This is a genomic window from Kluyvera sp. STS39-E (assembly GCF_040932435.1).
Taxonomy (GTDB): domain Bacteria; phylum Pseudomonadota; class Gammaproteobacteria; order Enterobacterales; family Enterobacteriaceae; genus Kluyvera.
The window spans coordinates 329259-351609 of sequence record NZ_JBFQGA010000006.1; the positions used below are offsets into that span (position 1 = coordinate 329259).

25 protein-coding genes and 1 pseudogene are annotated in these 22351 nt (G+C 50.4%); 15 read left to right on the plus strand and 11 right to left on the minus strand.

Annotated features, from left to right (window positions below):
• Positions 1–17 precede the first annotated feature (17 nt).
• The 3 genes from AB4K05_RS15600 to AB4K05_RS15610 all read left to right on the plus strand — a co-directional run bounded on the left by AB4K05_RS15600 (position 18) and on the right by AB4K05_RS15610 (position 2752).
• Positions 18–1046 (plus strand): alpha/beta hydrolase, encoded by a 1029-nt coding sequence (locus tag AB4K05_RS15600; protein ID WP_368480840.1) that lies wholly within the window; start codon positions 18–20, stop codon positions 1044–1046.
• Positions 1047–1071: 25 nt separating this feature from the next.
• Positions 1072–2058: an aldo/keto reductase gene (locus AB4K05_RS15605; protein ID WP_368480841.1), complete on the plus strand. Its 987-nt coding sequence runs from the start codon at positions 1072–1074 to the stop codon at positions 2056–2058.
• 289 nt (positions 2059–2347) lie between these two features.
• Positions 2348–2752, plus strand: a complete 405-nt coding sequence (locus AB4K05_RS15610; protein WP_368480842.1) for a DUF2251 domain-containing protein — start codon at positions 2348–2350, stop codon at positions 2750–2752.
• 187 nt (positions 2753–2939) lie between these two features.
• Here the strand turns inward: AB4K05_RS15610 and AB4K05_RS15615 are convergent, their stop codons facing one another.
• From AB4K05_RS15615 to AB4K05_RS15625, 3 genes are read right to left on the minus strand one after another with little or no spacing between them, the layout of a single operon-like run.
• Positions 2940–3638 carry an alpha/beta fold hydrolase gene (locus AB4K05_RS15615; RefSeq protein ID WP_368480843.1) on the minus strand — a complete coding sequence of 233 codons (699 nt, stop codon included), beginning with the start codon at positions 3636–3638 and terminating at the stop codon, positions 2940–2942.
• 36 nt (positions 3639–3674) lie between these two features.
• Positions 3675–3992 carry an AzlD family protein gene (locus tag AB4K05_RS15620; RefSeq protein WP_368480844.1) on the minus strand — a complete coding sequence of 106 codons (318 nt, stop codon included), beginning with the start codon at positions 3990–3992 and terminating at the stop codon, positions 3675–3677.
• On the minus strand, positions 3989–4696 hold the full coding sequence (locus AB4K05_RS15625) for an AzlC family ABC transporter permease (RefSeq protein ID WP_368480845.1): 708 nt from the start codon (positions 4694–4696) through the stop codon (positions 3989–3991). Before AB4K05_RS15625 ends, AB4K05_RS15620 begins: the two co-directional genes overlap by 4 nt.
• 134 nt (positions 4697–4830) lie before the next feature.
• Here AB4K05_RS15625 and AB4K05_RS15630 point away from each other — a divergent pair, with 134 nt between their 5' ends.
• Entirely contained in the window at positions 4831–5682 is an 852-nt protein-coding gene (locus AB4K05_RS15630) for a LysR family transcriptional regulator (protein WP_368480846.1), read from the plus strand.
• Positions 5683–5817: 135 nt separating this feature from the next.
• Here AB4K05_RS15630 and AB4K05_RS15635 read toward each other — a convergent pair whose 3' ends face one another.
• Positions 5818–6894, minus strand: coding sequence for an MFS transporter (locus AB4K05_RS15635; protein WP_368480847.1), 1077 nt, complete (start codon positions 6892–6894; stop codon positions 5818–5820).
• Positions 6895–7376: 482 nt separating this feature from the next.
• On the opposite strand from AB4K05_RS15635, the gene AB4K05_RS15640 reads away from it, so the two are divergent.
• A complete protein-coding gene (locus tag AB4K05_RS15640; RefSeq protein ID WP_368480848.1) occupies positions 7377–7916 on the plus strand; it encodes a hypothetical protein in 540 nt (179 codons plus the stop codon).
• A 120-nt stretch (positions 7917–8036) separates the two neighbouring features.
• Here AB4K05_RS15640 and AB4K05_RS15645 read toward each other — a convergent pair whose 3' ends face one another.
• Both AB4K05_RS15645 and AB4K05_RS15650 read right to left on the minus strand, forming a co-directional pair.
• Entirely contained in the window at positions 8037–8657 is a 621-nt protein-coding gene (locus AB4K05_RS15645; protein ID WP_368480849.1) for a LysE family translocator, read from the minus strand.
• 199 nt (positions 8658–8856) lie between these two features.
• The gene (locus AB4K05_RS15650; protein WP_368480850.1) at positions 8857–9984 is read right to left on the minus strand and encodes a multidrug effflux MFS transporter; all 1128 of its coding nucleotides are present in this window, start codon (positions 9982–9984) and stop codon (positions 8857–8859) included.
• 102 nt (positions 9985–10086) lie between these two features.
• Here AB4K05_RS15650 and AB4K05_RS15655 point away from each other — a divergent pair, with 102 nt between their 5' ends.
• Positions 10087–10881, plus strand: coding sequence for a helix-turn-helix domain-containing protein (locus tag AB4K05_RS15655; protein WP_368480851.1), 795 nt, complete (start codon positions 10087–10089; stop codon positions 10879–10881).
• Between the two features lie 103 nt (positions 10882–10984).
• On the opposite strand, the gene AB4K05_RS15660 is transcribed toward AB4K05_RS15655, so the two are convergent.
• Together AB4K05_RS15660 and AB4K05_RS15665 are read right to left on the minus strand one after the other, a co-directional pair.
• Positions 10985–11503: a phosphoribosyltransferase gene (locus AB4K05_RS15660; protein ID WP_368480852.1), complete on the minus strand. Its 519-nt coding sequence runs from the start codon at positions 11501–11503 to the stop codon at positions 10985–10987.
• Positions 11504–11571: 68 nt separating this feature from the next.
• A complete protein-coding gene (locus AB4K05_RS15665; protein WP_368480853.1) occupies positions 11572–11784 on the minus strand; it encodes a KTSC domain-containing protein in 213 nt (70 codons plus the stop codon).
• 425 nt (positions 11785–12209) lie between these two features.
• On the opposite strand from AB4K05_RS15665, the gene sufA reads away from it, so the two are divergent.
• The 7 genes from sufA (at position 12210) to AB4K05_RS15700 (ending at position 18895) form a co-directional block, all read left to right on the plus strand.
• Positions 12210–12578, plus strand: a complete 369-nt coding sequence (gene sufA / locus AB4K05_RS15670) for a Fe-S cluster assembly scaffold SufA (protein WP_368480854.1) — start codon at positions 12210–12212, stop codon at positions 12576–12578.
• An 8-nt stretch (positions 12579–12586) separates the two neighbouring features.
• Positions 12587–14074 carry a Fe-S cluster assembly protein SufB gene (gene sufB, locus AB4K05_RS15675; protein WP_368480855.1) on the plus strand — a complete coding sequence of 496 codons (1488 nt, stop codon included), beginning with the start codon at positions 12587–12589 and terminating at the stop codon, positions 14072–14074.
• 17 nt (positions 14075–14091) lie between these two features.
• Positions 14092–14838, plus strand: coding sequence for a Fe-S cluster assembly ATPase SufC (gene sufC / locus AB4K05_RS15680; protein ID WP_368480856.1), 747 nt, complete (start codon positions 14092–14094; stop codon positions 14836–14838).
• Positions 14813–16084, plus strand: a complete 1272-nt coding sequence (gene sufD / locus AB4K05_RS15685) for a Fe-S cluster assembly protein SufD (protein ID WP_368480857.1) — start codon at positions 14813–14815, stop codon at positions 16082–16084. The genes sufC and sufD overlap by 26 nt, the downstream gene beginning before the upstream one ends.
• Positions 16084–17304: a cysteine desulfurase SufS gene (sufS, locus tag AB4K05_RS15690; protein WP_368480858.1), complete on the plus strand. Its 1221-nt coding sequence runs from the start codon at positions 16084–16086 to the stop codon at positions 17302–17304. Before sufD ends, sufS begins: the two co-directional genes overlap by 1 nt.
• A gap of 12 nt (positions 17305–17316) precedes the next feature.
• On the plus strand, positions 17317–17733 hold the full coding sequence (gene sufE, locus AB4K05_RS15695) for a cysteine desulfuration protein SufE (protein WP_368480859.1): 417 nt from the start codon (positions 17317–17319) through the stop codon (positions 17731–17733).
• A 175-nt stretch (positions 17734–17908) separates the two neighbouring features.
• Positions 17909–18895 (plus strand): L,D-transpeptidase family protein, encoded by a 987-nt coding sequence (locus tag AB4K05_RS15700; protein ID WP_368480860.1) that lies wholly within the window; start codon positions 17909–17911, stop codon positions 18893–18895.
• 64 nt (positions 18896–18959) lie between these two features.
• Here the strand turns inward: AB4K05_RS15700 and AB4K05_RS15705 are convergent, their stop codons facing one another.
• Complete coding sequence (locus AB4K05_RS15705; RefSeq protein ID WP_006118977.1) at positions 18960–19196, minus strand: major outer membrane lipoprotein; 237 nt, start codon at positions 19194–19196, stop codon at positions 18960–18962.
• 310 nt (positions 19197–19506) lie between these two features.
• Entirely contained in the window at positions 19507–20919 is a 1413-nt protein-coding gene (pykF, locus tag AB4K05_RS15710; RefSeq protein ID WP_368480861.1) for a pyruvate kinase PykF, read from the minus strand.
• A gap of 194 nt (positions 20920–21113) precedes the next feature.
• Here pykF and AB4K05_RS15715 point away from each other — a divergent pair.
• Positions 21114–21200: pseudogene (locus tag AB4K05_RS15715) on the plus strand (hypothetical protein); the annotation flags it as partial.
• 183 nt (positions 21201–21383) lie between these two features.
• Entirely contained in the window at positions 21384–21596 is a 213-nt protein-coding gene (fumD, locus tag AB4K05_RS15720) for a fumarate hydratase FumD (RefSeq protein ID WP_368480963.1), read from the plus strand.
• A 23-nt stretch (positions 21597–21619) separates the two neighbouring features.
• Here fumD and AB4K05_RS15725 read toward each other — a convergent pair whose 3' ends face one another.
• Entirely contained in the window at positions 21620–22258 is a 639-nt protein-coding gene (locus AB4K05_RS15725; protein ID WP_368480862.1) for a TetR family transcriptional regulator, read from the minus strand.
• Between the last annotated feature and the right edge of the window lie 93 nt (positions 22259–22351).

The window sequence follows — 22351 nt, forward strand, 5'->3', positions numbered from 1 at the left end:
CTGTTAAGGAGACCATCATGAATAAATTTACGCTGGCGCTGGGGCTGTTCATCAGTGCGTTTGCCGCCTCCGCGGCGGATATGTCCCGTGGGGCCGACAATTTTTATAAAAGCGATAAGGTGACGCAGGAGAAAGTGACCTTTAAGAACCAGTATCAGATGAACGTGGTCGGTAACCTGTTTATGCCGAAGACGATGAATCAGAACAGCAAAAAACCGGCGATCGTCGTGGGTCACCCAATGGGGGCGGTCAAGGAGCAAAGCTCAAATCTGTATGCACAAAAGCTGGCGGAGCAGGGGTTTGTCACGCTGGCGATTGATCTCTCGTTCTGGGGGGAAAGCGAAGGCAAGCCGGGGCATCTGATTTCACCGGAGATCTACGCGGATGATTTCAGTGCGGCGGTTGATTATCTGAGCACACAGCCGTTTGTTGATCCGGAAAACATCGGCGTGCTGGGCATTTGCGGCAGCGGAAGCTTTGTTATCAGCGCCGCGAAGATTGATCCGCGGATGAAAGCCATCGCTACGGTCAGCATGTATGACATGGGGTCCGCGTTCCGTAATGGCCTCAACCATTCCCAGACACTGGAACAACGTAAGGCCGTTATCCAGTCGGCCATTGAGCAACGTTTTGGCGAGTTCAAAGGGGGAGAGACCGCGTATATTCCCGGCACCGTGAATAAACTGGATGCCTCCACGCCGGAAATTCAGCGCGAATTCTTTGATTTCTACCGCACAGAACGCGGCGGCTACACCCCGCAGGGCGAGAAAGAAGAACTGACCACAAAACCGATGCTGAGCAGTATTGGCAAATTTATGAACTTCTATCCGTTCAATGACATTGAAACTATTTCGCCGCGCCCGATGTTGTTTATCACCGGAGACCAAGCTCATTCAAAAGAGTTCAGCGAAGACGCATTCAAACGCGCCGGTCAGCCTAAAGAGCTGTATATCGTCCCGGGCGCAGGGCATGTCGATCTGTATGACCGTACCGACCTGATCCCTTTTGACAAATTAACCGACTTTTTCCGTAAGAACCTGCGATAACGCGTTCAGTTAAGGAACATCTGATATGAATTACAAACATCTGGGCCGCACCGGCCTGCGGGTGAGCCGCATCGGCCTCGGCACCATGAATTTCGGTGAGCTGACGGATGAGCCGACCAGCTTCAGGATCATGGATGAAGCTGTGGATGCGGGCATCAACTTTTTCGATACCGCGGATGTCTATGGCGGGCCGCAATCGCCGGATATGGCAAAGGGTTACGGGATATCCGAAGAGATCATCGGTAACTGGCTGGCGCGCAGTGGTCAGCGTGACCGAATAGTGCTGGCCACGAAAGTCTACCAGCCGATGGACACGGGTCCGAACGACAAATATCTGTCCGCTTACCATATTCGCCGAGCCTGTGAAGCCAGCCTGAAAAGGCTGAAAACGGACCATATCGATCTCTACCAAATGCACCATATTGACCGGAACACGCCCTGGGAGGAAGTCTGGCAGGCCATGGAACAGCTGATCCGCGAGGGAAAAATCAGCTATGTGGGCAGCAGTAACTTTGCAGGCTGGGATATTGCTACCGCACAATGTAAGGCGGACGCGCGCAACCTGCTGGGGCTGGCGTCGGAACAGAGTCTGTATAACTTGACCCAGCGTGCGGTTGAGCTGGAAGTTATTCCGGCACTGCGTCATTACGGCATTGGCCTTATTCCCTGGAGCCCGGTCGGGATGGGCATGCTGGGTGGCGTTCTGAAGAAAATAGCGGGTGGCCGCAGGGCATCGCCGCAAACGCAGGCGCAAATCAGCCGCCTGCGCCCGCAATTGGAAGCTTGGGAAACACTGTGCGATGACTTGGGGGAATCTCCGTCAGACGTCGCGTTGGCTTGGTTGCTGCAAAACCCCGTGGTTAGCGCCGTGCTCAGCGGCCCGCGTACGGCTGAACAGCTCCGTCAGAATCTCAATGCCCTGACGTTGTCCCTTTCAGACGACACGCTCAAAAGGCTGGATACCATTTGGCCGGGACCAGGCGGAGAAGCACCTGAAGCCTACGCATGGTAAACGTTTATCGGTGTTAGCAATTACCGGCCTTCGGGTCGGTAATCACGTTATTGCAGCCAAGCACATTTATTACCTGAAGATGTTGTACTTTGCCTTAATTCTTCGATGGGCACTTTTAGCCCTTCATGCCTGTCCTCCTCATCCCAACAGCAGACCTTTCTAAAGCAATTGCTTGTCAACTGAATAGACTCAATTTACGGCTGTAATTCATCGCAAGGATGTTGTGGTAAATTGCTTGTCAGTTAGAAAGTTGCCTAACAAAACAACAAGGAAAAGGAGAGTAATCGGTATGACGATTTTAGTGACGATACAGGCACAGCTCATTGTTGGAGAAGCGCAGGTGATAAAAAGCCTAGCTCCTGAGGGCATGCTGGCCGCCGTATTCGAAGACGACGGCCAGACCGGGTATTTCTACGCGCTCGATGAGTCCGTTGAAGGAAACCCGATTCAGGATGTCGTGCATATATACAATGTCGAGGATATTTCAGACGGAAACATTCCTTCTGACGTTAAAATCGGCTGGTCTGAAGACAGTCAGAAGTGCGTACTCCTTATCAACGGATATCCGCATGGAGTGTTCGATTTTGTCGGAAAAAAAGGCTACTGCAGAAGCGGATTTCCTCCTCCAATAAACAAGGTATGGTCTGTGTCCGGCCATGAGTGGAGTGATTCAGTGGATGACTTTTTCCGCTGAGTGATGGCGGGCTTAACGCCTGCCGTTGTTATCTATCCATCCATATTGACAATATCACGCTGAAGAGGGCGGGAGATGTTCTGGACTCTCCGGAGATTAGCTATGTCCGAATGCCCGTTCCGTGCCAGGAGTGGACCTTACCCTGATGCAATAAGCTAGGAAATTTGAGGGATAAACACCTAATAATTCACGTAGCCGGGATCCATTCAGCAATTATTCTTGCCAACTCCCCGGGCTGTTCGAGCGGGATCATATGACCGCAACCCCGAATGATTCTTAACGATGCATAAGGTATGGCTTCGACCAACTCTTCTGCCTCCTTCATCGAACGGATAGCATCATCTTCACTAGCGATAATCAGCGTTGGACAACATATCGTTGCTGATGAAGGTATACCTTGCCTAGATAATGATGATTGCATGATAAAGGCTTCAAATCCCAGAGAGCATCCCATTTTCTGGATAGCTGAAATCATATCCTGATTTGATGCGTTTAGAGGGTGGAGTGACCGGGCAATAGCATAGCTGCTCAACCCCTTAAATGTTGTCGGGGGCAGTGACTGTACACTTTGCCGCTTTGCTTCAGCCTCTAACGGCGTATCTTCCCGTAAGGAACTGGCAATAAGTACTAAGGACTCCACGCGTTCAGGGAATTCTGCTGCCAGTTGTCGGGCAATGTATCCTCCAATCGAAAAACCTATTAAAGAAAACTTTTCAGGCAGAAGAGTAATCAGATACCGCGCTACATCACGAATTGTTTGGCCTTCGGTTACGGGTGCATGATGAACAATACAGTTTGATGGCAGGTATGTTTCAAATTCATGCCAAAGCATTTCATTCAGCATAAATCCGGGGATTAAAACGATTGTACGCGGCTTTAAACTCATAGATTTCGCTTAAATGCATCAGTGTATTTATTGGGCTTAGACTGGCCAAAAATATCTGACCAGCGCTGAAACGACAATCCCAAAAGTGATAGCAATCAAAGGCCTTTTTAAAACCAGTATTAAAATAGCGGTGGTTAATAATGCCATCTGAGCACCTTTGTCGCCTGTAAGAGCCACGGGGGCTAAAATCGCAACGAGCACAGAACCTGACATGCCCTGAATAAAGGCTTTTATTCTGTTATTAAAAGGAACAAAAGACATAACCCAGACGCCACCCCATCGGGTAGCAAGAGTGACCAAGGCCATTATAATGATAATAATCAGAGACCCAAAACCTACCGTCTCAATACTCATTTTTTATCTCTCATGATGATTCCAGTGATGCCTCCGGCGAGGGCTCCGGTGATCACGTGGCTATTTTCTGGTAACCATTTATAAGCAATCAGCGAAGCTCCGGCCGCTACGGCCCAGATACAAAATATTCTTAGATTTCTTTCTCCTTCGAACACCATGGAAAGGAGAAAACATCCCATGACCATGTCAAGACCATAGTTTTTAGGCTCCTGGATAGCATTACCGAAATACAGTCCTACAAGAGTCCCTACTACCCAAAAAAGCCATAACGCAAGACCGCCGCCAAAGAGCAATCCCAGGCCTGCTTTTCCCCTGCTGAATGCCTGAATGGACATAGCCCAGTTAGCATCGGATGCAACCATCATGATTCCGTAGCGTTTAGCGGGTGTTAAAGAGCGCAACCACGGATATAAGGTGGCCCCCATCAACAGATGCCTGGCATTAATGGCAAAGACGGTGGCTATTAGCGTTATTACAGGAATATGAGGCGTCCAAAGCTCTAACGCTGCGAATTGTGCATAACCGGCAAATACCAACAAGCTCATCATTGCGGCCGAGGTCTGATCCATTCCTTTCTGGGATGCGGCTAGGCCAAAAGCGGCACCAAAAACAGCGACAAATAATGAAACCGGGATAAGCTGCCGAAAACCAGACCAAATCAGTGAATGGCTAAGTTGAGACAAATCGGGCTCTCGAAACGTCATTTGGGTCCTCCTGATCAAAAGCAAACAGGCAGCCACTATGACAGCGTTGTAGAATCGATAAAAACGCATAATAATTGATGTTAATATTTGATAATCGAATACAAGGTTCCTGAGTGCATAATCAAGACCTACAAATGGACTGGCTCAAATGCTTTGTCGCGGTAGTGGACGCGGGATCGCTTTCGGCTGCGGCACCTGAAGTCCATCGCTCGCAGTCTGCGGTCAGCATGCAGCTTAAAAAGTTGGAATCCGCGTTAGGGTGCCAACTTTTACTTCGCGGTCCTCGTCAACATCAACTCACGTCTGAAGGACAAAAACTGTTGGGTTATGCCCGAAGGATGCTCGACCTTCATGCTGAAACGCAGGCGGCATTCCACGGTAAGGAGTTAACAGGGCGTATTCGTTTAGGTGTCCCTGATGATTATGCAGCAAAATACCTTACACCTGCGCTGAAGAGATTTGCGCCTAACTTCGGGTCAGTCGAGATCGAACTGAGTTGTGAACAATCAACTTCGTTAATTCCTCGCGTTGAGAGCGGCGATCTCGATTTGGCCTTGGTCTCACGGGAACATCCCAGCCAAGGCTCGTTATTATTTTATGAACCGATGGTGTGGGTAGGTTCTCCGCAATTTGAGGTCTGGAGGCGTGATCCATTACCCATTGCGGTATATGAAAGCGCGAGCCTTGCTAAGCGTAGTGCTATCAATGCATTAGCATTACAGGGGCGTAGATATAAGGTGGTCTATAACAGCTCCAGTCTGTCGGGACAAATTACAGCAGTAGAAAGTGGCCTAGCTGTTGCCGTTCTGACCCAGTGCAGCGTGCCACCCCATTTACAAGTTCTTGGCAGTGAACATTTTTTGGGGCCCCTTGAACCTATGGAAGTAGCATTGTTCAGAAGTCGTGCCTCTCAGGGCTCTTCAGCTGTGGATAGTTTATATGATTTGCTAATCAGGACATTAAGGGTAAGAAACGTTGAAAATTGAGACGATTTATTAGATGCCTCAACGTTCGCTCCTCGCTCGCAGCGGACTTTCATCTCTGTAAGCCTGAAGTAGACGCGTTGAGATAAAAAGCTTGCCAACCATTGGTTGGCAAGCAGGATCGACGGCAGATGCTCTTTACTCGCGAAGACGTAGGTTCACATTATTTGGCGCTTTCGTTCGATTCAGCCAGAGTAAAACCCCTACGATTCCCAGACTGAACGGCAACATACAATAAAGCGCGTTAAATGCGCCAAAGTAATGCGCCATCGCACTGGTTATACCGGTGAAGACAGTGGCGGCCAGTACCTGCGCTCGCCATGACATCGCGCTGGCTTTTGCAACCTGTGTCTGGGGAAAGTTTCCGAGAATGCCAAACGTGCCCAATGCAAATACAATATTCGATGCCATATGCGCACTGAAAATCAGAATCAGCCCAATGTAAGAATATCCGGCGGATAGCGGTAATAAAAAATAGCATCCAATAAATATACCCAGACATGCGAGCAATATCCTGTTATTCACGGCATACAGCTGTAATTTACGGGCATCAAGCATCAGCGGCCCGCAAAGCTGCCCAAGGCTTCGCGCAAAAAGAAGCGGTAAGGCCAGCCCGGCAGAATCTTCAGGTCTGATTTCTTGTGCCAGCGCAGGCAAGAGCGCCATCGCAGGCGCACCAACTGCGGCAAGCGCGGGTAACAGCATAATGGTTCTTTTTTGCGAGGGGGATATGGCGCGCCAGAGTGGCTCCTGTCGGCCCGGCATAGCCTCTGTTGGCTGGGTTTCTGCTGTGCGAAAAGCCGCGGCAGACATCATAATCAAAATTGCAGAAGCCACAAAACTAAGGGCATCAATGGCAAGCAGATGCAACGTATCGATCAGGCCAAACAGAAGAACGCCCAAGCCGGTCCCCAACAGCACCTGTGACGCAAAAATGATGGTTTCCATGGCCGTTGCCGCTGGAAGTTCATCATGGCGTAATCCTCGTTTGAACAATAGCGTCAGCGCTGGGTAGCTTATACCGCTGAGCAGGGCTTCGATACATTGCACCACCAGTAGCGCCGGCACGTTATGATGCAGCAAACCATACACGGGAAAAGCAAGTGCAAGCAGGCCCAAGATTTCGGCAAAAATCAGGATCCGTAATGGTGACGTTTTCTTACACAGTCTCTCGCCCCAAATGCTGCCAATAAAACCGGGCAGCATCGACAGCATATACACCATGGTAAGCGTGGCAGGAGAAGCCTGCCAATATAAGAGCTGGCCGAAAATAATGACCTGAGTGAGTCCATTGCCCAGCGATGACAGGATATAGGCAAATCCAAGGAGACGAAGCCAACGATGGCTGCGCAATGCGCCAATAAGCGCAAACAGTAGTGTGTTCATGTAAGTAGATTCTCATCTTAAATAACAGAAGCCCACGCAGCCCAAGGGCAACGCGGAAAATAAGCACTGTTAAAAGAGAAAATCTTTACATGGGAAACGCTACTCGTCGGATAATCGATACAAAACTTTAGCATAAAAAAATCAGAGAGTAGCTTTAATGTTGAATATCTACGCCGCGTTTACAAAGGGCCCTCAGCTCAACGAGTTTGTCTGCTTGGTGTCCTAGGCGGACTGTAGTAGTGCAGCATCTGCATAGGTAGTATTATTCTTAACCAATATTTTTAATGTCCTACTTCTCAAGGATTAAAACAATGCCACTGCCAGAAAGGATGAAACCCACCAAAGTCAGTAGTAAAAAGATTAATGAACTCTCAAAAAATGCTGAATTTATACTTTCTAAAATTGATGAAGGTTCAGATGAGGAAGACCCTATTCTGGCGGCTATGATTGTCGAATGGAACAATCATGTTGTGTGTCCCTATGCATTTTCTGATTTCAGAGATTACGCCTCTTGGACCAGCGCCAGAGAGTTTACCCGGATGGCTTTTAATCTGGATAAATTTTACCCCGACTTTACGTGGGAAGAACTGCTTCAAACAATCAAATTCATATGCAACTGCGAAGGCAAAGAATCTGAACAAAGCTTCGCGCTTTCATTACTTGAATGTAATTTTTCTGGTAATCCATCCGACCTAATATTCTGGCCGGATAGCTGGTTTCAGAATCCTGAAATGTTACATACCCATCTTAGTGCAGAAGAGATTGCTGGGTATTTGATGGCCCGCTCAGGTAGGCATTTAGCTGATGCTCCTGATATAGAGTTAAGTTATCCAATACCGAACAATGATTGATTGTTATGGTTTTGAAAAACAAAAGAGACGAAGGTTTGCTCACCGCGGACCTTCGCCTCAGATAACTCGTCCGCTCCATGCCAGAAGCGGACATGTTGTGCGGCGCCATCACCAATTGGTTTATCTCGAACTGAGAGCCAGTTTAGCCGCAAAGCATATAAACAAACCGCCGGTAGCTCTGTCCATTATCCTGACTATATGACTTTTCTTCAGCATGGCGGATGCAAAGTGCGTCGATAAAATGAGCGTGACAGACCAAATTGTCCCTATCGCGACATGAATGCTAACAAGAATAAATGTCCAGATTAGAGGAGAGTGCCCGGCCGGGATGAATTGAGGCAAAAAAGAGACATAGAAAATACCCATTTTAGGGTTGAGTACATTCCCAAGCATTCCTTTCACAAACCAATTTCCGGATGAAGAAATACCGTTATCGCTAGGGTTAAAAGACGATCTCGGTCGCATCAATAGCTGTAAACCTAACCAGCACAGGTATATCGCGCCGCAGATTTTGAGCATTGAATAAGCGAGCTCTGAAGCCGCCATTAGTGCGCCTAAACCAAACGCGACAAGCGTGCCCCATATGAAACAGCCGAAGTCTATTCCAAGAGCCGCATGGAAAGCTTTTTTACCGCCCTCAGCGCAGGCCGTTCGAAGGATGAGCGCTGTATCTAGGCCTGGAGTGAGCGTGAGTAATAGTGCTGCGAAGGAGAAAGCGAGAAGTGAATCAGCAATAGACATTTTCTTTATCCGAAAGAGCGGATGTTACTCATTTGCTTTATTCCAATCAATCCTTTCAAGATAAGGTTCACAATAAACGGTGAGCCCAACGGACAACGACAACGCTAAAAATGCCGCCCGAAGGCGGCATTGGCATGTTATCCGGTGCTTTTTGTTGGCTGAGAAGGGCAAGTCAGAGTGTCTCAGCGGCACCGGGTTTTTAGCGGCGTGATAGGCAGCAAAGCCAAGCTATCACAGCACAAACTGTCAGAACTAATCCCAGTTGCTGCACGATACCGGCAAGTCCCAGCATCATTCCCAGCAATAGATAGTAGACCAATCCAAACAGCGCTCCGGCGGCCCCTGCCTGTTCACGGTATTGGCTCAAGGCTTGGCTCAGTACGTTGGGGATCGCAATACCATAGGCAACCACGACGCCGGCCATCGGCAAAAGGATCCAGACCGATTGCTGTAATAGCCATGCCATGACGCCCGATAAAAGCGCTAGCGCGCAGGCATTTTTCACTAGTCGTTCAGGAGACAAGCCGATGGACAGCAACTTCCTGTTCCAGAGGCTTCCCGTTAAAGAGGCAAGGGCCAGTAAGACTCCCGTCCATCCGAAGGCCTGAGAACTCCAGCCCAATTGTCCGAACAGAAACGGTGCAAGACTGTAGTAGCTGAAAAGCATCGTATTCAGCAGCGCAACAAGCATCGCATTTTTCCACAGACTTCTATCTCCCGCCATCCGGCTAGCCAGCCCGCCAAACCGGGAGCCAGATGTATTTGCTGACCGCGTTTCAGGCAGCATGATGACCGTCAGCGTGAGCAGCACGAGCGCCATTGTGACCAGCGCAATAAATACGCCAGCATGACCATACAGGCTAACCAGCCAGCCTCCGCTGACTAGGCCAAAGACTGGGCTCACTGCAAGCGCCGCTCCCATAACGGAAAAGACGCGGGCTAATGCAGTCGATTCATAACTATCCCGCAGCATGGTCTGCACAACAACGGACCCTGCCGCAGCGCCGACGGCTGCCACCATGCGAGCGAGGAGCAAGACGCTAAAGTCTGTCGCAACCAGCGCCAGTGCGGAGCCTGTCCCGTAGCACAGCAGTCCAGCTATCATGGCTGGTCGACGACCGATGCGGTCGCTTAACCAGCCCCAGAGCGCAACGCCGACGGCAAATGCGACAAAATAGACTGAAAGAGTCTGAGCGGCACGCTCACTGCTTACCGAAAAGGCATGGGCAATGTTTGGCAATGCCGGGCTGTATATGGTTTCCACCAACTGGGGAAACATGATTAATAATGTCAGCAGCCACAACGGTGGCTGTTTATGGATATTCATAGCAACAATCCTTAGATAAACAGAATATGCAGCTATTATTGCGAAACTTGCTATGTCTCATTACCATTATAAGGACTGTATATATTAAAAGTCGGACATAAGATGAAGATCAATCAAGATGATTCTTTCGATCCGGACACGTTCGATGAGTTGGTTATCGGAATTGCATCCGATATGGGGGTGCACGATTCAGGGATGCATAGCCACCTTCGCCATCAGCTCCTTTTCTCGGCGGCCGGAAGCATCACCATTGAGCTGGATAATACCCTATGCCTACTGCCGCCTCGACGCGCGGCCTGGATACCGGCTGGCACGGTTCATCGTGCGATTATGAATAGCTCAATGGCCTATCGTTCTCTTTATTTTTCAAGCAAATTACCGTTATTAGAGTTGCCTCTGCAGATCGTTGAAGTTAATCCGCTGTTCTTCGAGGTGATAGAACGGATGGCCTTTTGGCAATGGGGAATGACGGAAGAACGACAAGGCAGCCTAATCACCGTTTTTTGTGAAGAAATCAAAAGTGCTCAAAGCGAAAACTGGACGTTGAAATTTCCCTCCGATAATCGTCTGAGCGCATGGCTGGACAGGGTGCGCAGGGGAGAATTGCCCCCACGTCTGGGACAGTTAGCTCAAAAGGTCGGGGCATGTGAACGTACAATAAGCCGTATATTTACCAGAGATACGGGAATGAATTATCAGAGTTGGAGGCAACAATGGCGGCTGCTGAAAGCAATGGAAATGCTCTGTGATGGTTGGCAACTGAGTCAGGTTGCTCAGCAGCTTGATTTTGTCAGCGACAGTGCATTCATTGTCTTTTTCCGCCAGTACACAGGGACCACTCCAACCCGTTACCTCCGCGATTCAATCACTGAAAATCAGGCTTCATTTTCTGATTAACGGCCAGAAATAAACCACACGTGAGGCCTCGAGTTTTTCACATTCACGTTTATTAAAATCGCAGATGACATAACGTCATGTCATCTGCGGAGGCGGCAGGTTGTTACTTGATAAGCTTGGCCACATTCGGCCGGTTGCGGTATTTGTTGTCCCACGGCATGCCATAACCGATCAGCAGGTCGTCGTTATCCATTTCGTAGGCATAATATTGTTTAACGGGGATCTCAACGCGGCCGGGTTTGACGAACAGCACGGCAATCGAAATAGACGCGGGCTGATAGTTTTGCGCAATGAATTCCACTAGACGTTTCATGGTGCCGCCAGACTCGATAGCATCGTCGATGATGATGATGTGGCGGCCAGCAATCTCAATATTATGGTGGTAAACGATGCTGGAGTTGTTGTTACGATCGCCTGGCGTATGGGGGCACGATATATAATCCATGCTGATATCAAAATTAAGCTGCCGGGTGAGGTCGGCGGTATAGAGGATCCCGCCGGGAACAACGGTAATCACGACGGCATCCGTAAAATCGTTGTTCAGTTGCGCCGCCACGCTGCTTACGCCTGTGGCGATAGCTTTTTCATCAAGGACGACGTCACCAATATGTTGATTTTCCATGTGAACTCCATAATCTGATGTGCTATTCAGAGAGTAAAAAAACGGGTCTGTAGAACCCCAAAGAGTGTTTAACCTATCTTACGGCAGAGAAATTTATCTTTAATAACGCCGTCAAAAAAACGTCCTTTGGATTTAACGCTTAAAAAAGTGGCGTAAGTTTTTAGCGGAACACCAACATACTGGTAGATGCCTAAAGTAAAAAACTCTATTTCAAGAAGCTTATGTTTTTCGTCATAACCAATTGATTTTATTCTTGATGATAAAACGTCCTGACGCTGCATATTGATACCATCGCTCCCTACATCTTTTGAGTCGCCGACTGACGGGCTAACTCGGCTGAGCGGTTATCTTAACGCTTACTGCAGAATTATCTGCGGAAATTTGTTCATGGGACAAAAATCCCGATGGACCGCTGACATGCGAGGGTGGGAGTGTATTTGCCAAAAACAGCAAAATATCTATCAGATAAATAGGCATTTTTAGCACATCTTTACAAACGCCCATCTTCACGCTTGTAGGCCACCCAATCCCAATATTTATCAGTTAATTACATAATTTTTGCTTAGCCTATCCAGCCACCACACAGGGTCTATGCTTAGTAAAAGGCTTTTTTCGCGCAAAGCCCCTGCTGATCAGGGGTTGAAGTGATAATCATTATCACTAACATGGTGTTATGCCCTAGTGGCCTAAAACATGAGGTGGAACGATGGAACTGCAGTCAGAAACTTTCAATCCTGCTGATTTTGCGTGGCGCGGCTTAACGCTTACGCCAGCGGCAGCAGCGCATATTCACCAGTTAATCAGCAACAAACCCGAGATCCTTGGTCTACGGCTCGGCGTGAAGCAAACCGGCTGCGCTGGCTTTGGCTACGTGCTCGACACCGTGACGTCGGTTGAAAAGGACGATCTCATTTTCGAAACCGACGGCGCGAAGCTGTTTGTGGCGCTGCAGGCGATGCCGTTTATCGACGGTACGGAAGTGGATTACGTCCGTGAAGGTTTAAACCAGCTGTTCAAATTTCATAACCCGAAAGCCCAAAACGAATGCGGCTGCGGCGAAAGCTTTGGGGTATAGGCGGTACTATGTCTCGTAATACTGAAGCAACTGACGATGTCCAGAGCTGGGCCGGTGGCCCGCTGAATTACAAAGAAGGGTTCTTTACCCAACTACAAACCGACGAATTGGCGCAGGGCATTAACGAAAGCGTTGTGCGGGCGATTTCTGCACGACGTAATGAACCAGAGTGGATGTTGGAATTTCGCCTGAAGGCCTATCACGCTTGGCTAGAAATGGAAGAACCACACTGGCTGAAAGCCAACTATGAAGGCTTAAACTACCAGGATTACAGCTATTACTCAGCGCCATCATGCGGTAACTGCGACGATACCTGCGCCTCGGAACCCGGCGCGAACCAGCAGGCAGGGACGAGCAGCTTCTTGACCGATGAGGTCGAAGCCGCGTTTAACCAACTGGGTGTCCCGGTACGAGAAGGAAAAGAGGTGGCGGTTGACGCCATTTTTGACTCCGTTTCGGTCGCGACGACCTACCGAGAAAAGCTGGCCGAACATGGCGTGATTTTTTGCTCTTTTGGCGAAGCCATCCATGAACATGCTGAGCTGGTAAAGCGCTACCTTGGCACGGTGGTGCCGGAAAACGACAACTTCTTTGCCGCGCTCAACGCCGCCGTTGCCTCAGATGGCACCTTTATCTATATCCCGAAAGGCGTGCGCTGTCCGATGGAGCTATCAACCTATTTTCGCATTAACGCGGAAAAGACCGGTCAGTTTGAACGCACCATTCTGATTGCCGATGAAGGCAGCTACGTCAGTTACATTGAAGGCTGCTCGGCCCCGGTGCGTGACAGCTACCAGCTCCATGCGGCGGTCGTGGAAGTGATTATCCATAAAGATGCGGAAGTGAAATATTCCACCGTGCAGAACTGGTTCCCCGGCGACGGCAACAGCGGCGGCATTCTCAACTTTGTCACCAAACGCGCGCTGTGCGAAGGCGAAAACAGCAAGATGTCGTGGACGCAGTCGGAAACCGGTTCGGCTATCACTTGGAAATACCCAAGCTGCATTCTGCGCGGCGACAACTCAGTCGGTGAATTTTTCTCGGTGGCGCTGACCAGCGGTCATCAGCAGGCCGATACCGGCACCAAAATGATCCACATCGGCAAAAACACCAAATCAACCATTATCTCAAAAGGGATCTCCGCCGGACACAGCCAGAACAGCTACCGCGGCTTGGTGAAAATCATGCCGACCGCGACCAACGCACGTAACTTTACCCAGTGCGACTCAATGCTGATTGGCCCGGACTGCGGTGCCCATACCTTCCCATACGTGGAATGTCGCAACAACAGCGCCACGCTAGAACATGAGGCGACCACCTCACGTATTGGTGAAGACCAACTGTTTTACTGCCTGCAACGAGGGATTAGCGAAGATGATGCTATCTCGATGATTGTGAATGGCTTTTGTAAGGATGTTTTCTCGGAACTGCCGCTGGAGTTTGCCGTGGAAGCACAAAAATTGCTGGCTATCAGCCTTGAACACAGCGTCGGTTAAGTATTAAGGGAAACGGTATGTTGAATATCAAAGATTTACAGGTCTCGGTTGATGATAAGGCCATCCTTCGTGGAGTGAGTCTGAACGTGCGTCCGGGCGAAGTCCACGCCATCATGGGGCCGAACGGTTCGGGGAAAAGTACGCTCTCCGCCACGCTTGCCGGGCGTGAAGATTATACCGTGACCGGCGGTGAAGTGACCTTTAACGGTAACGACCTGCTGGCGATGTCGCCGGAAGAACGTGCGGGCGAAGGTATTTTTATGGCCTTTCAATATCCGGTGGAGATCCCCGGCGTCAGCAACCAGTTTTTCCTGCAAACTGCGCTTAACGCGGTACGCGCCCATCGCGGACAGGAACCGCTGGATCGTTTCGACTTCCAAGATCTAATGGAAGCTAAGATCGATCTTTTGAAAATGCCGCCGGATCTATTAACCCGTTCGGTGAACGTCGGTTTCTCCGGTGGTGAGAAAAAACGCAATGATATCCTACAGATGGCGGTGCTGGAGCCATCTTTATGCATTCTTGATGAAACGGACTCCGGGCTGGATATCGATGCATTGAAAGTTGTCTCTGAAGGGGTGAACTCCCTGCGTGACGGTAAGCGCGCCTTTATCATCGTGACCCACTATCAGCGGATTCTGGACTACATCAAGCCTGATGTTGTGCACGTGCTTTATCAGGGACGCATTGTGAAATCCGGAGACTTCACTCTGGTGAAACAACTGGAGGAGCAGGGCTATGGCTGGCTTAGCGAACAGCAGTAGCGCGTTGCAGCAGTGGCATGCGTTACTTCAAGCGCGTGGTGGACAGGCGTCGCCGCAGGCGCTCGCGCATCTTAAACAGGTTAAAGATCTGGGGCTGCCTTCGCGTAAAGACGAAGACTGGAAATACACGTCGCTGGATAAACTGCTGACCAGTACTTTTGTTGCCCCGGCGCTCCCGGCGCTGACGGTGGCCGAGTGCGATGCCCATGCGTTGGCGCTAGATACTTGGCGTCTGGTGTTTGTCGACGGACAGTTCGATGCGCGGCTTAGCGACTCACTCTCAGACAGCGGCTTTGAGGTCACGGTCAACAACCAGCGACAATCGCTGCCGGAAGCCGTTCACGGTGAGATATTCCTGCATTTAACCGAAAGTCTGGCGACCAGCGTCACCCATATTCAGGTGCGCCGTAACCAACGGCCCGCCAAACCGCTATTGCTGCTGCATATCACTCGCGGCCTGACGAGCGATGAGATGAACACCGCGCACTATCGCCACCATCTGCAACTAGAGAGCGGGGCGCAGGCGACGGTGATTGAGCAGTACGTCAGTCTGAACGACGCGCGCCACTTTACCGGCTCACGCCTGACCGCTGAGGTGGCTGATAACGCCCAGCTTCAGCATTTCAAACTGGGCTTTGAAAATGCCCAGAGCTACCATTTTGGTCATAACGATCTGCGCTTAGGGCGCGACGCGTCTGCCTTCAGCCATAGCTTCCTGCTGGGGGCGGCGGTGACGCGTCATCACACCAGCACGCAGCTGAATGACGAAAACAGCACGCTGCGCATCAACAGCTTGGCGATGCCGGTCAATAACGAAGTGTGCGACACACGTACTTGGCTTGAGCACAACAAAGGCTACTGTGATAGCCGCCAGTTGCACAAAACCATCGTCAGCGACAAAGGTCGTGCGGTCTTTAACGGCGTGATCACGGTGGCACCGCATGCCATTAAAACCGACGGGCAGATGACTAATAACAATCTGCTGTTGGGGCGCTTGGCGGAGGTTGATACCAAGCCGCAGCTGGAAATTTACGCGGATGATGTGAAGTGCAGCCATGGTGCGACCGTTGGCCGAATCGATGACGAACAGCTCTTTTATCTGCGTGCCCGTGGCATCGCGCTGGAGGAGGCGAAAAAAATCATCCTCTACGCCTTCGCCGCTGGATTAACGGACGTTATTCCCTTAGAACCGCTCAAGCTACACGTGCTGGAGCGGATTGGGCAGCGTCTGTCTGGAGGTAAATAATGACCTTTTCCGTACAACAGGTGCGTAGTGATTTTCCCGTGCTGGCGCGCGAGGTTAACGGCCAGCCGCTGGCCTATCTCGACTCAGCCGCCAGCGCGCAGAAACCCGAGCAGGTGATCCACGCGGAGGCCGCCTTTTATCGTCACGGTTATGCGGCCGTCCACCGCGGGATCCATACGCTAAGCGCCGAAGCCACGCAGCGGATGGAAGAGGTGCGCCAGAAGGTGGCGCATTTTCTTAATGCCGCCAGCGCGGAAGAAATTGTTTTTGTGCGCGGCACCACCGAAGCAATAAATCTGGTGGCCAACAGTTGGGGCACCGACAACGTCAAAGCGGGTGACAACATCGTGATCACCGCGATGGAGCATCATGCCAATATTGTGCCGTGGCAGATGCTCTGCACGCGTAGCGGTGCTGAGATTCGCGTGATCCCGTTAAATGCCGATGGTACGTTGCAACTCGATGCCGCAGCGCAGCTGTTTGATGAACGCACCCGCCTGCTGGCGGTCACGCAGGTGTCCAACGTGCTGGGCACTGAAAACCCGTTGGCTGAATTGATTACGCTGGCGCATCAGCACGGCGCTAAAGTGCTGGTGGACGGGGCGCAGGCGGTGATGCATCAGTCGGTGGACGTGCAGGCGCTGGACTGTGACTTTTATGCTTTCTCCGGCCATAAGCTGTATGGGCCGACGGGCATTGGCGCGTTATATGTGAAAGCCGATGTTCTTCAATCCATGCCGCCGTGGGAAGGCGGTGGCTCAATGATTGCTACCGTCAGCCTGACAGAGGGCACGACTTGGGCGAAAGCGCCGTGGCGTTTTGAAGCCGGCACGCCGAATACCGGAGGAATTATTGGTCTAGGCGCCGCGCTGGACTATGTCAGCGGCTTGGGGCTAACGGCCATCGGTGAATATGAACAGACGCTGATGCGCTACGCGCTGGACGCGCTGACCCACGTTCCCGATCTACACCTCTACGGTCCGGCCGATCGCGTCGGCGTTATTGCGTTTAACCTCGGGCAGCACCACGCCTATGACGTGGGGAGTTTCCTCGATAATTATGGCATTGCTGTGCGCACCGGGCATCACTGTGCGATGCCGCTGATGGCGTTTTATCAGGTGCCCGCCATGTGTCGGGCATCGCTGGCCATGTACAACACCACTGAGGAAGTCGACCGACTGGTGGCAGGGTTACAGCGCATTCGACGTTTACTGGGATAACGGGAGCCAACGATGGCGGTTTTACCGGACAAAGACAAACTGTTGCGCAACTTTAACCGTTGCGCCAACTGGGAAGAGAAGTACCTCTATATCATCGAGTTGGGGCAGCGATTGCCGCCGCTAAGCCCGGAGCAGCATACGGCGCAAAACATCATTCAAGGATGTCAAAGCCAGGTATGGATAGTGATGGACCGTGACGCGCAGGGGCGCATCACGCTACAGGGCGATAGCGATGCGGCTATCGTTAAGGGCTTGATTGCCGTTGTGTTTATCCTCTACGATGGGATGACCGCCACGGATGTGCAGGCCTTCGACGTACGTCCCTGGTTTGAGGAGATGGCGCTAGCGCAGCATCTGACGCCATCACGTTCTCAAGGATTGGAGGCGATGATCCGCGCAATTCGTACGCGTGCGGCGAGTTTTAGCTAATATAAACTCTATGGATTTCGAGTTGCGGGAACGCAGTCAACGCACCTGCAACTCGAAAGACAACGAGTAAAGACAGCTTCGGTTCTGTTATGAAGAAAGAAGGGCGGGTTGCCCGTCCCACTGGTCGTTCAGCTTTCTGGCATGTTGTCAGTGAAAATGAATAAGGAATCCAGATATGAAGCGCGCGTCTCTTTTAACACTCAGCATTTTAAGCGCCCTCAGCGCGATTTCTAGCGCCTGGGCCGTCGACTACCCATTACCCCCTGCCAACAGTCGTTTAATCGGTCAGAACCAAACCTACACCGTCCAGGAAGGGGACAAAAACCTCCAGGCTATCGCCCGACGCTTTGATACGGCGGCGATGTTAATCCTCGAAGCGAACAATACCATCGCGCCGGTTCCCAGAGCGGGCACCGTGGTGACCATTCCCTCGCAAATGTTGCTACCGGATGTGCCGCGTGAAGGGATTGTGGTGAATCTTGCTGAACTGCGGTTGTATTACTTCCCGCCGGGCGCACAGCAGGTGCAGGTGTATCCTATCGGTATTGGGCTACAGGGTCTGGAAACCCCGGAAATGACCACCCGGGTAGGGCAAAAAATCCCGAATCCAACGTGGACGCCAACGGCGGGTATCCGCAAGCGTTCGCTGGAACGCGGCGTAACGTTGCCGGCGGTGGTTCCTGCGGGGCCAGGTAACCCACTGGGACTGTATGCGCTGCGTCTAGCTTACGGTAACGGCGAATATCTCATTCATGGTACCAACGCGCCGGATAGCGTCGGTCTACGTGTAAGCTCAGGGTGTATTCGCATGAATGCTCCGGATATTAAATCCCTGTTCGCCCAGGTGCGCAGTGGGACGCCGGTTAGGGTTATCAACGAGCCGGTGAAATATTCGGTCGAGCCGAATGGCACACGCTATCTGGAAGTGCACCGTCCATTGTCACAGAACGAGTCTCAGGACACGCAAACCATGAAGATGACGCTGTCACCTGACTTCAAGCAGTTCGTGCAACAGGCGAGCGTAGGCGAAGCCCAAGTGCAGAAAATTCTGTCGCGTCGTGCGGGTTATCCGATGATGGTGTCTGATTCGAAGATGACGCCAGCAACGTCGGTGCAGTCGGCGCAAAATGGTGATGTGACGTCTGAGAAAGTGACGCAGTAGAGAAGGGTAAATCGCAGGCAAAAAAAATGGCGCACAATGTGCGCCATTTTTATTACCAGAACTCTTACTTACGGTAAGAGTGAGCCTGGTTGTCCAGACGCTGGTTAGCGCGTGCTGCGTCGTCTTTAGCAGCCTGAACGTCGGAACGCACTGCGTTCACGTCGTTGCTCAGCTGGTCAACTTTAGCGTTCAGAGTCTGAACGTCAGAAGACAGCTGATCGATTTTAGCATTGCTGGAGCAACCTGCCAGCAGAGTAGAACCCAGGATTACCGCGCCCAGTACCAGTTTAGTACGATTCATTATAAATACCCTCTAGATTGAGTTAATCTCCATGTAGCGCTACAAGTATTACACAAACTTTTTTGTATTGAGAATATTTTTTTAAACCTTTTCCCTTATTTTTGATTGTTCGCTCAAAGAAGCACCGACTTTAAGGTTTTGCAGTGAAAAAGGCTGTGAAAACAGGGAACTTCCATCGGATTCATCTTAGATAATCAAACTTTAAATAGTGAAATCCTATTTGATTTTTATTCAATGATGTTATCTGAATGTATAAAAAAAGCGCCCGTCGGGCGCTTTTTTAAGCAAACTATAATAAGTATGTGAATTATTACAGTACGTGCACGGATGCAGTATTGGTTGTTCCGCTTGGTACCAGAGCACCGGAAACCATAACAACAACGTCACCTTTCTGAGCCAGACCGCTTTCTACAGCGACTTCTTTGCCCATACGGTAGAAATCATCGGTAGAGCTGATTTCTTTAACCACCTGAGCGACAACGCCTTTGCTCAGCACCAGCTGACGCGCGGTAGTTTCGTTGGTAGTCAGCGCCAGGATGGTGGCGTCTGGGAAGTATTTACGGATAGCACGAGCAGATTTACCGCCCTGGGTTGCAACAACAATAAGCGGTGCATCCAGTTTTTCTGCGGTTTCAACAGCGCCACGGCAAACGGCTTCGGTGATGCGCAGTTTGCGGCTGTCGTTGTTGAAGTCCAGACGGCTGGACATCACGCGATCGGTACGTTCGCAGATGGTTGCCATGATGGTCACAGCTTCCAGCGGGTATTTACCTTTAGCGGATTCGCCGGACAGCATAACTGCGTCGGTGCCGTCGAGGATGGCGTTAGCAACGTCGCCAGCTTCAGCGCGGGTAGGGCGTGGGTTTTTGATCATGGAATCCAGCATCTGGGTCGCAGTGATAACGACTTTACGAGCACGGATACATTTTTCGATGATCATTTTCTGCGCGAAGATAACTTCTTCAACTGGGATTTCAACGCCCATATCGCCACGAGCAACCATGATGCCGTCAGAAGCTTCGAGGATTTCGTCGAAGTTGTTCAGGCCTTCCTGGTTTTCGATCTTGGAGATGATCTGGATGTTTGCGCCGCCGTGGGCTTTCAGGTGCTCACGGATCTCAACCACGTCGGAACGCTTACGGATGAAGGATGCAGCAACAAAGTCAACGCCTTGTTCGCAACCGAAGATCAGATCCTGTTTGTCTTTTTCAGCCAGTGCTGGCAGTGCGATAGAAACGCCTGGCAGGTTAACGCCTTTGTTTTCGCCCAGGTCACCGTTGTTCAGCACTTTACAGATAACGTTGTTACCTTCGATAGCGGTAACTTCCATGCCGATCAGACCATCGTCAACCAGAACGGTGTTGCCCACGGTCAGGTCAGTGGTGAAACCTTCATAGGTCACAGCAACGATGTCGCTGTTGCCCACAACGGATTTGTCGGTGGTGAAAGTGAAGGTCTGGCCCGCTTTCAGAGAAACGTCGTTACCGCCTTCCAGCTTGATGGTACGGATTTCTGGACCTTTGGTATCCAGCAGGATTGCTGCTTTCTTACCGGTTTTGCCCATCACGTTGCGCAGGTTTTTGATGCGCTGACCGTGTTCAGCATAGTCGCCGTGGGAGAAGTTCAGACGCATAACGTTCATGCCAGCATCAAGCATTTTGCCTAACATTTCTTCGGATTCAGTTTTTGGTCCGATGGTGCAAACAATTTTGGTCTTTTTCATGACAGTCTTAGTCTTTAAGTTGAGATTGAGAAGGATTGGGATTTTGAATTCTCGCTCCATGCGCGCACGGCCACGGAGTCAAACCGGTATTACGAAAGTTGCTATGCCACGCCATAAGGATAGGTGACATAAAAAAAGCGTGCAGAGGAAAGTGTGCTAGAGGTTCAGCATAGTGAAATAGGCGATGTTTTAATCGTTTATTAATGCAGTCCAATGAGCTGAAACCATTCAAGAAAGAAACGCGGCGGATTATACGATGTTATGCGGCAAAAAGAAAATAAAAACACCGTTTCAAAAATAAAACAAGACCATTAACAAATTAAAAACGATTTATCGGTAAAAATGTAACAGATAATTGCGCAACGGCCAAAAAACGAAGCGTTGTCGGTAAGATGTTGATTTGCGTTATCAACGAAACAAAACAATAATAAATTGATTATAATGGAAATTAGCGAGCGTAAATGATGGGAAATCTGACGAAAGACGACGTTTTGTACCAGGAGATGTGTCGCGTGGTGGGAAAAGTGGTGCTGGAAATGCGTGATCTTGGCCAAGAGCCAAAACATATTGTGATTGCCGGCGTTGTCCGTACTGCGCTGGCAAATAATAAAGTCCAGCGCTCAGAACTCACGCGTGAAGCGATGCAAAAGGTGGTGACGGCGCTGGCGGGGCAGTAATTATCCGTCAATAAATAGCGTGGTCAGGCGATGACGAAGCGCAGAATCGCTTTCACTGCCAGTTCACTATGGTGAGTGATGAGTGCTTCATCATCGATATCCGGAAGCGGGCCGTCCAGATAAAGGCTATTAAAACTGTAAAAGTTGGAAACCTGATAAAAGCTAAAAGAGCTAATTAAACGGTGTACGTCACGAGCTTCCAGTGCTGGCTGAAAAATTCCTTGCTCCTGCCCTCGATGCAAAATGTGCTCAAGTAACGACAGGGCGCTCTTATTTAACCGCTTCAAATCCCCACTGGCGAGCAGCCACTTTCCGCGCTGCATGTTCTCCATACAGATAATCCGCATAAAGTCGGCGTGTTGAGCATGATAACGCACACTCCATTTCACCAATTGCACCAGCGCTTCAACCGGCGGTTGATTCTCAAGTCCTAGCTGCTGTTCCGTTTCACGGATCCGCGCGTAGACATATTGCAGTACCGCCTGGTACAGCATTTCCTTGGTTTTAAAGTAATAAACCACCATGCGCTTGGTGGTCTGTGCCTCTCCGGCTATCTGTTCCATTCTGGCGCCAGCCAGCCCATGCTCTGCAAAAATGGCAATTGCAGCGGTGAAAATGCGGGTTTTGAGCGATTGGGCTTCATCGTGGTCAATGGCCGACATAACAACTCCTGTTAACTTTTCCAGTGGAACAAAAAATACACACAACGATCACAAATTAGCAACCAAATCTGGCGGCGTTGAACCAAATGATTC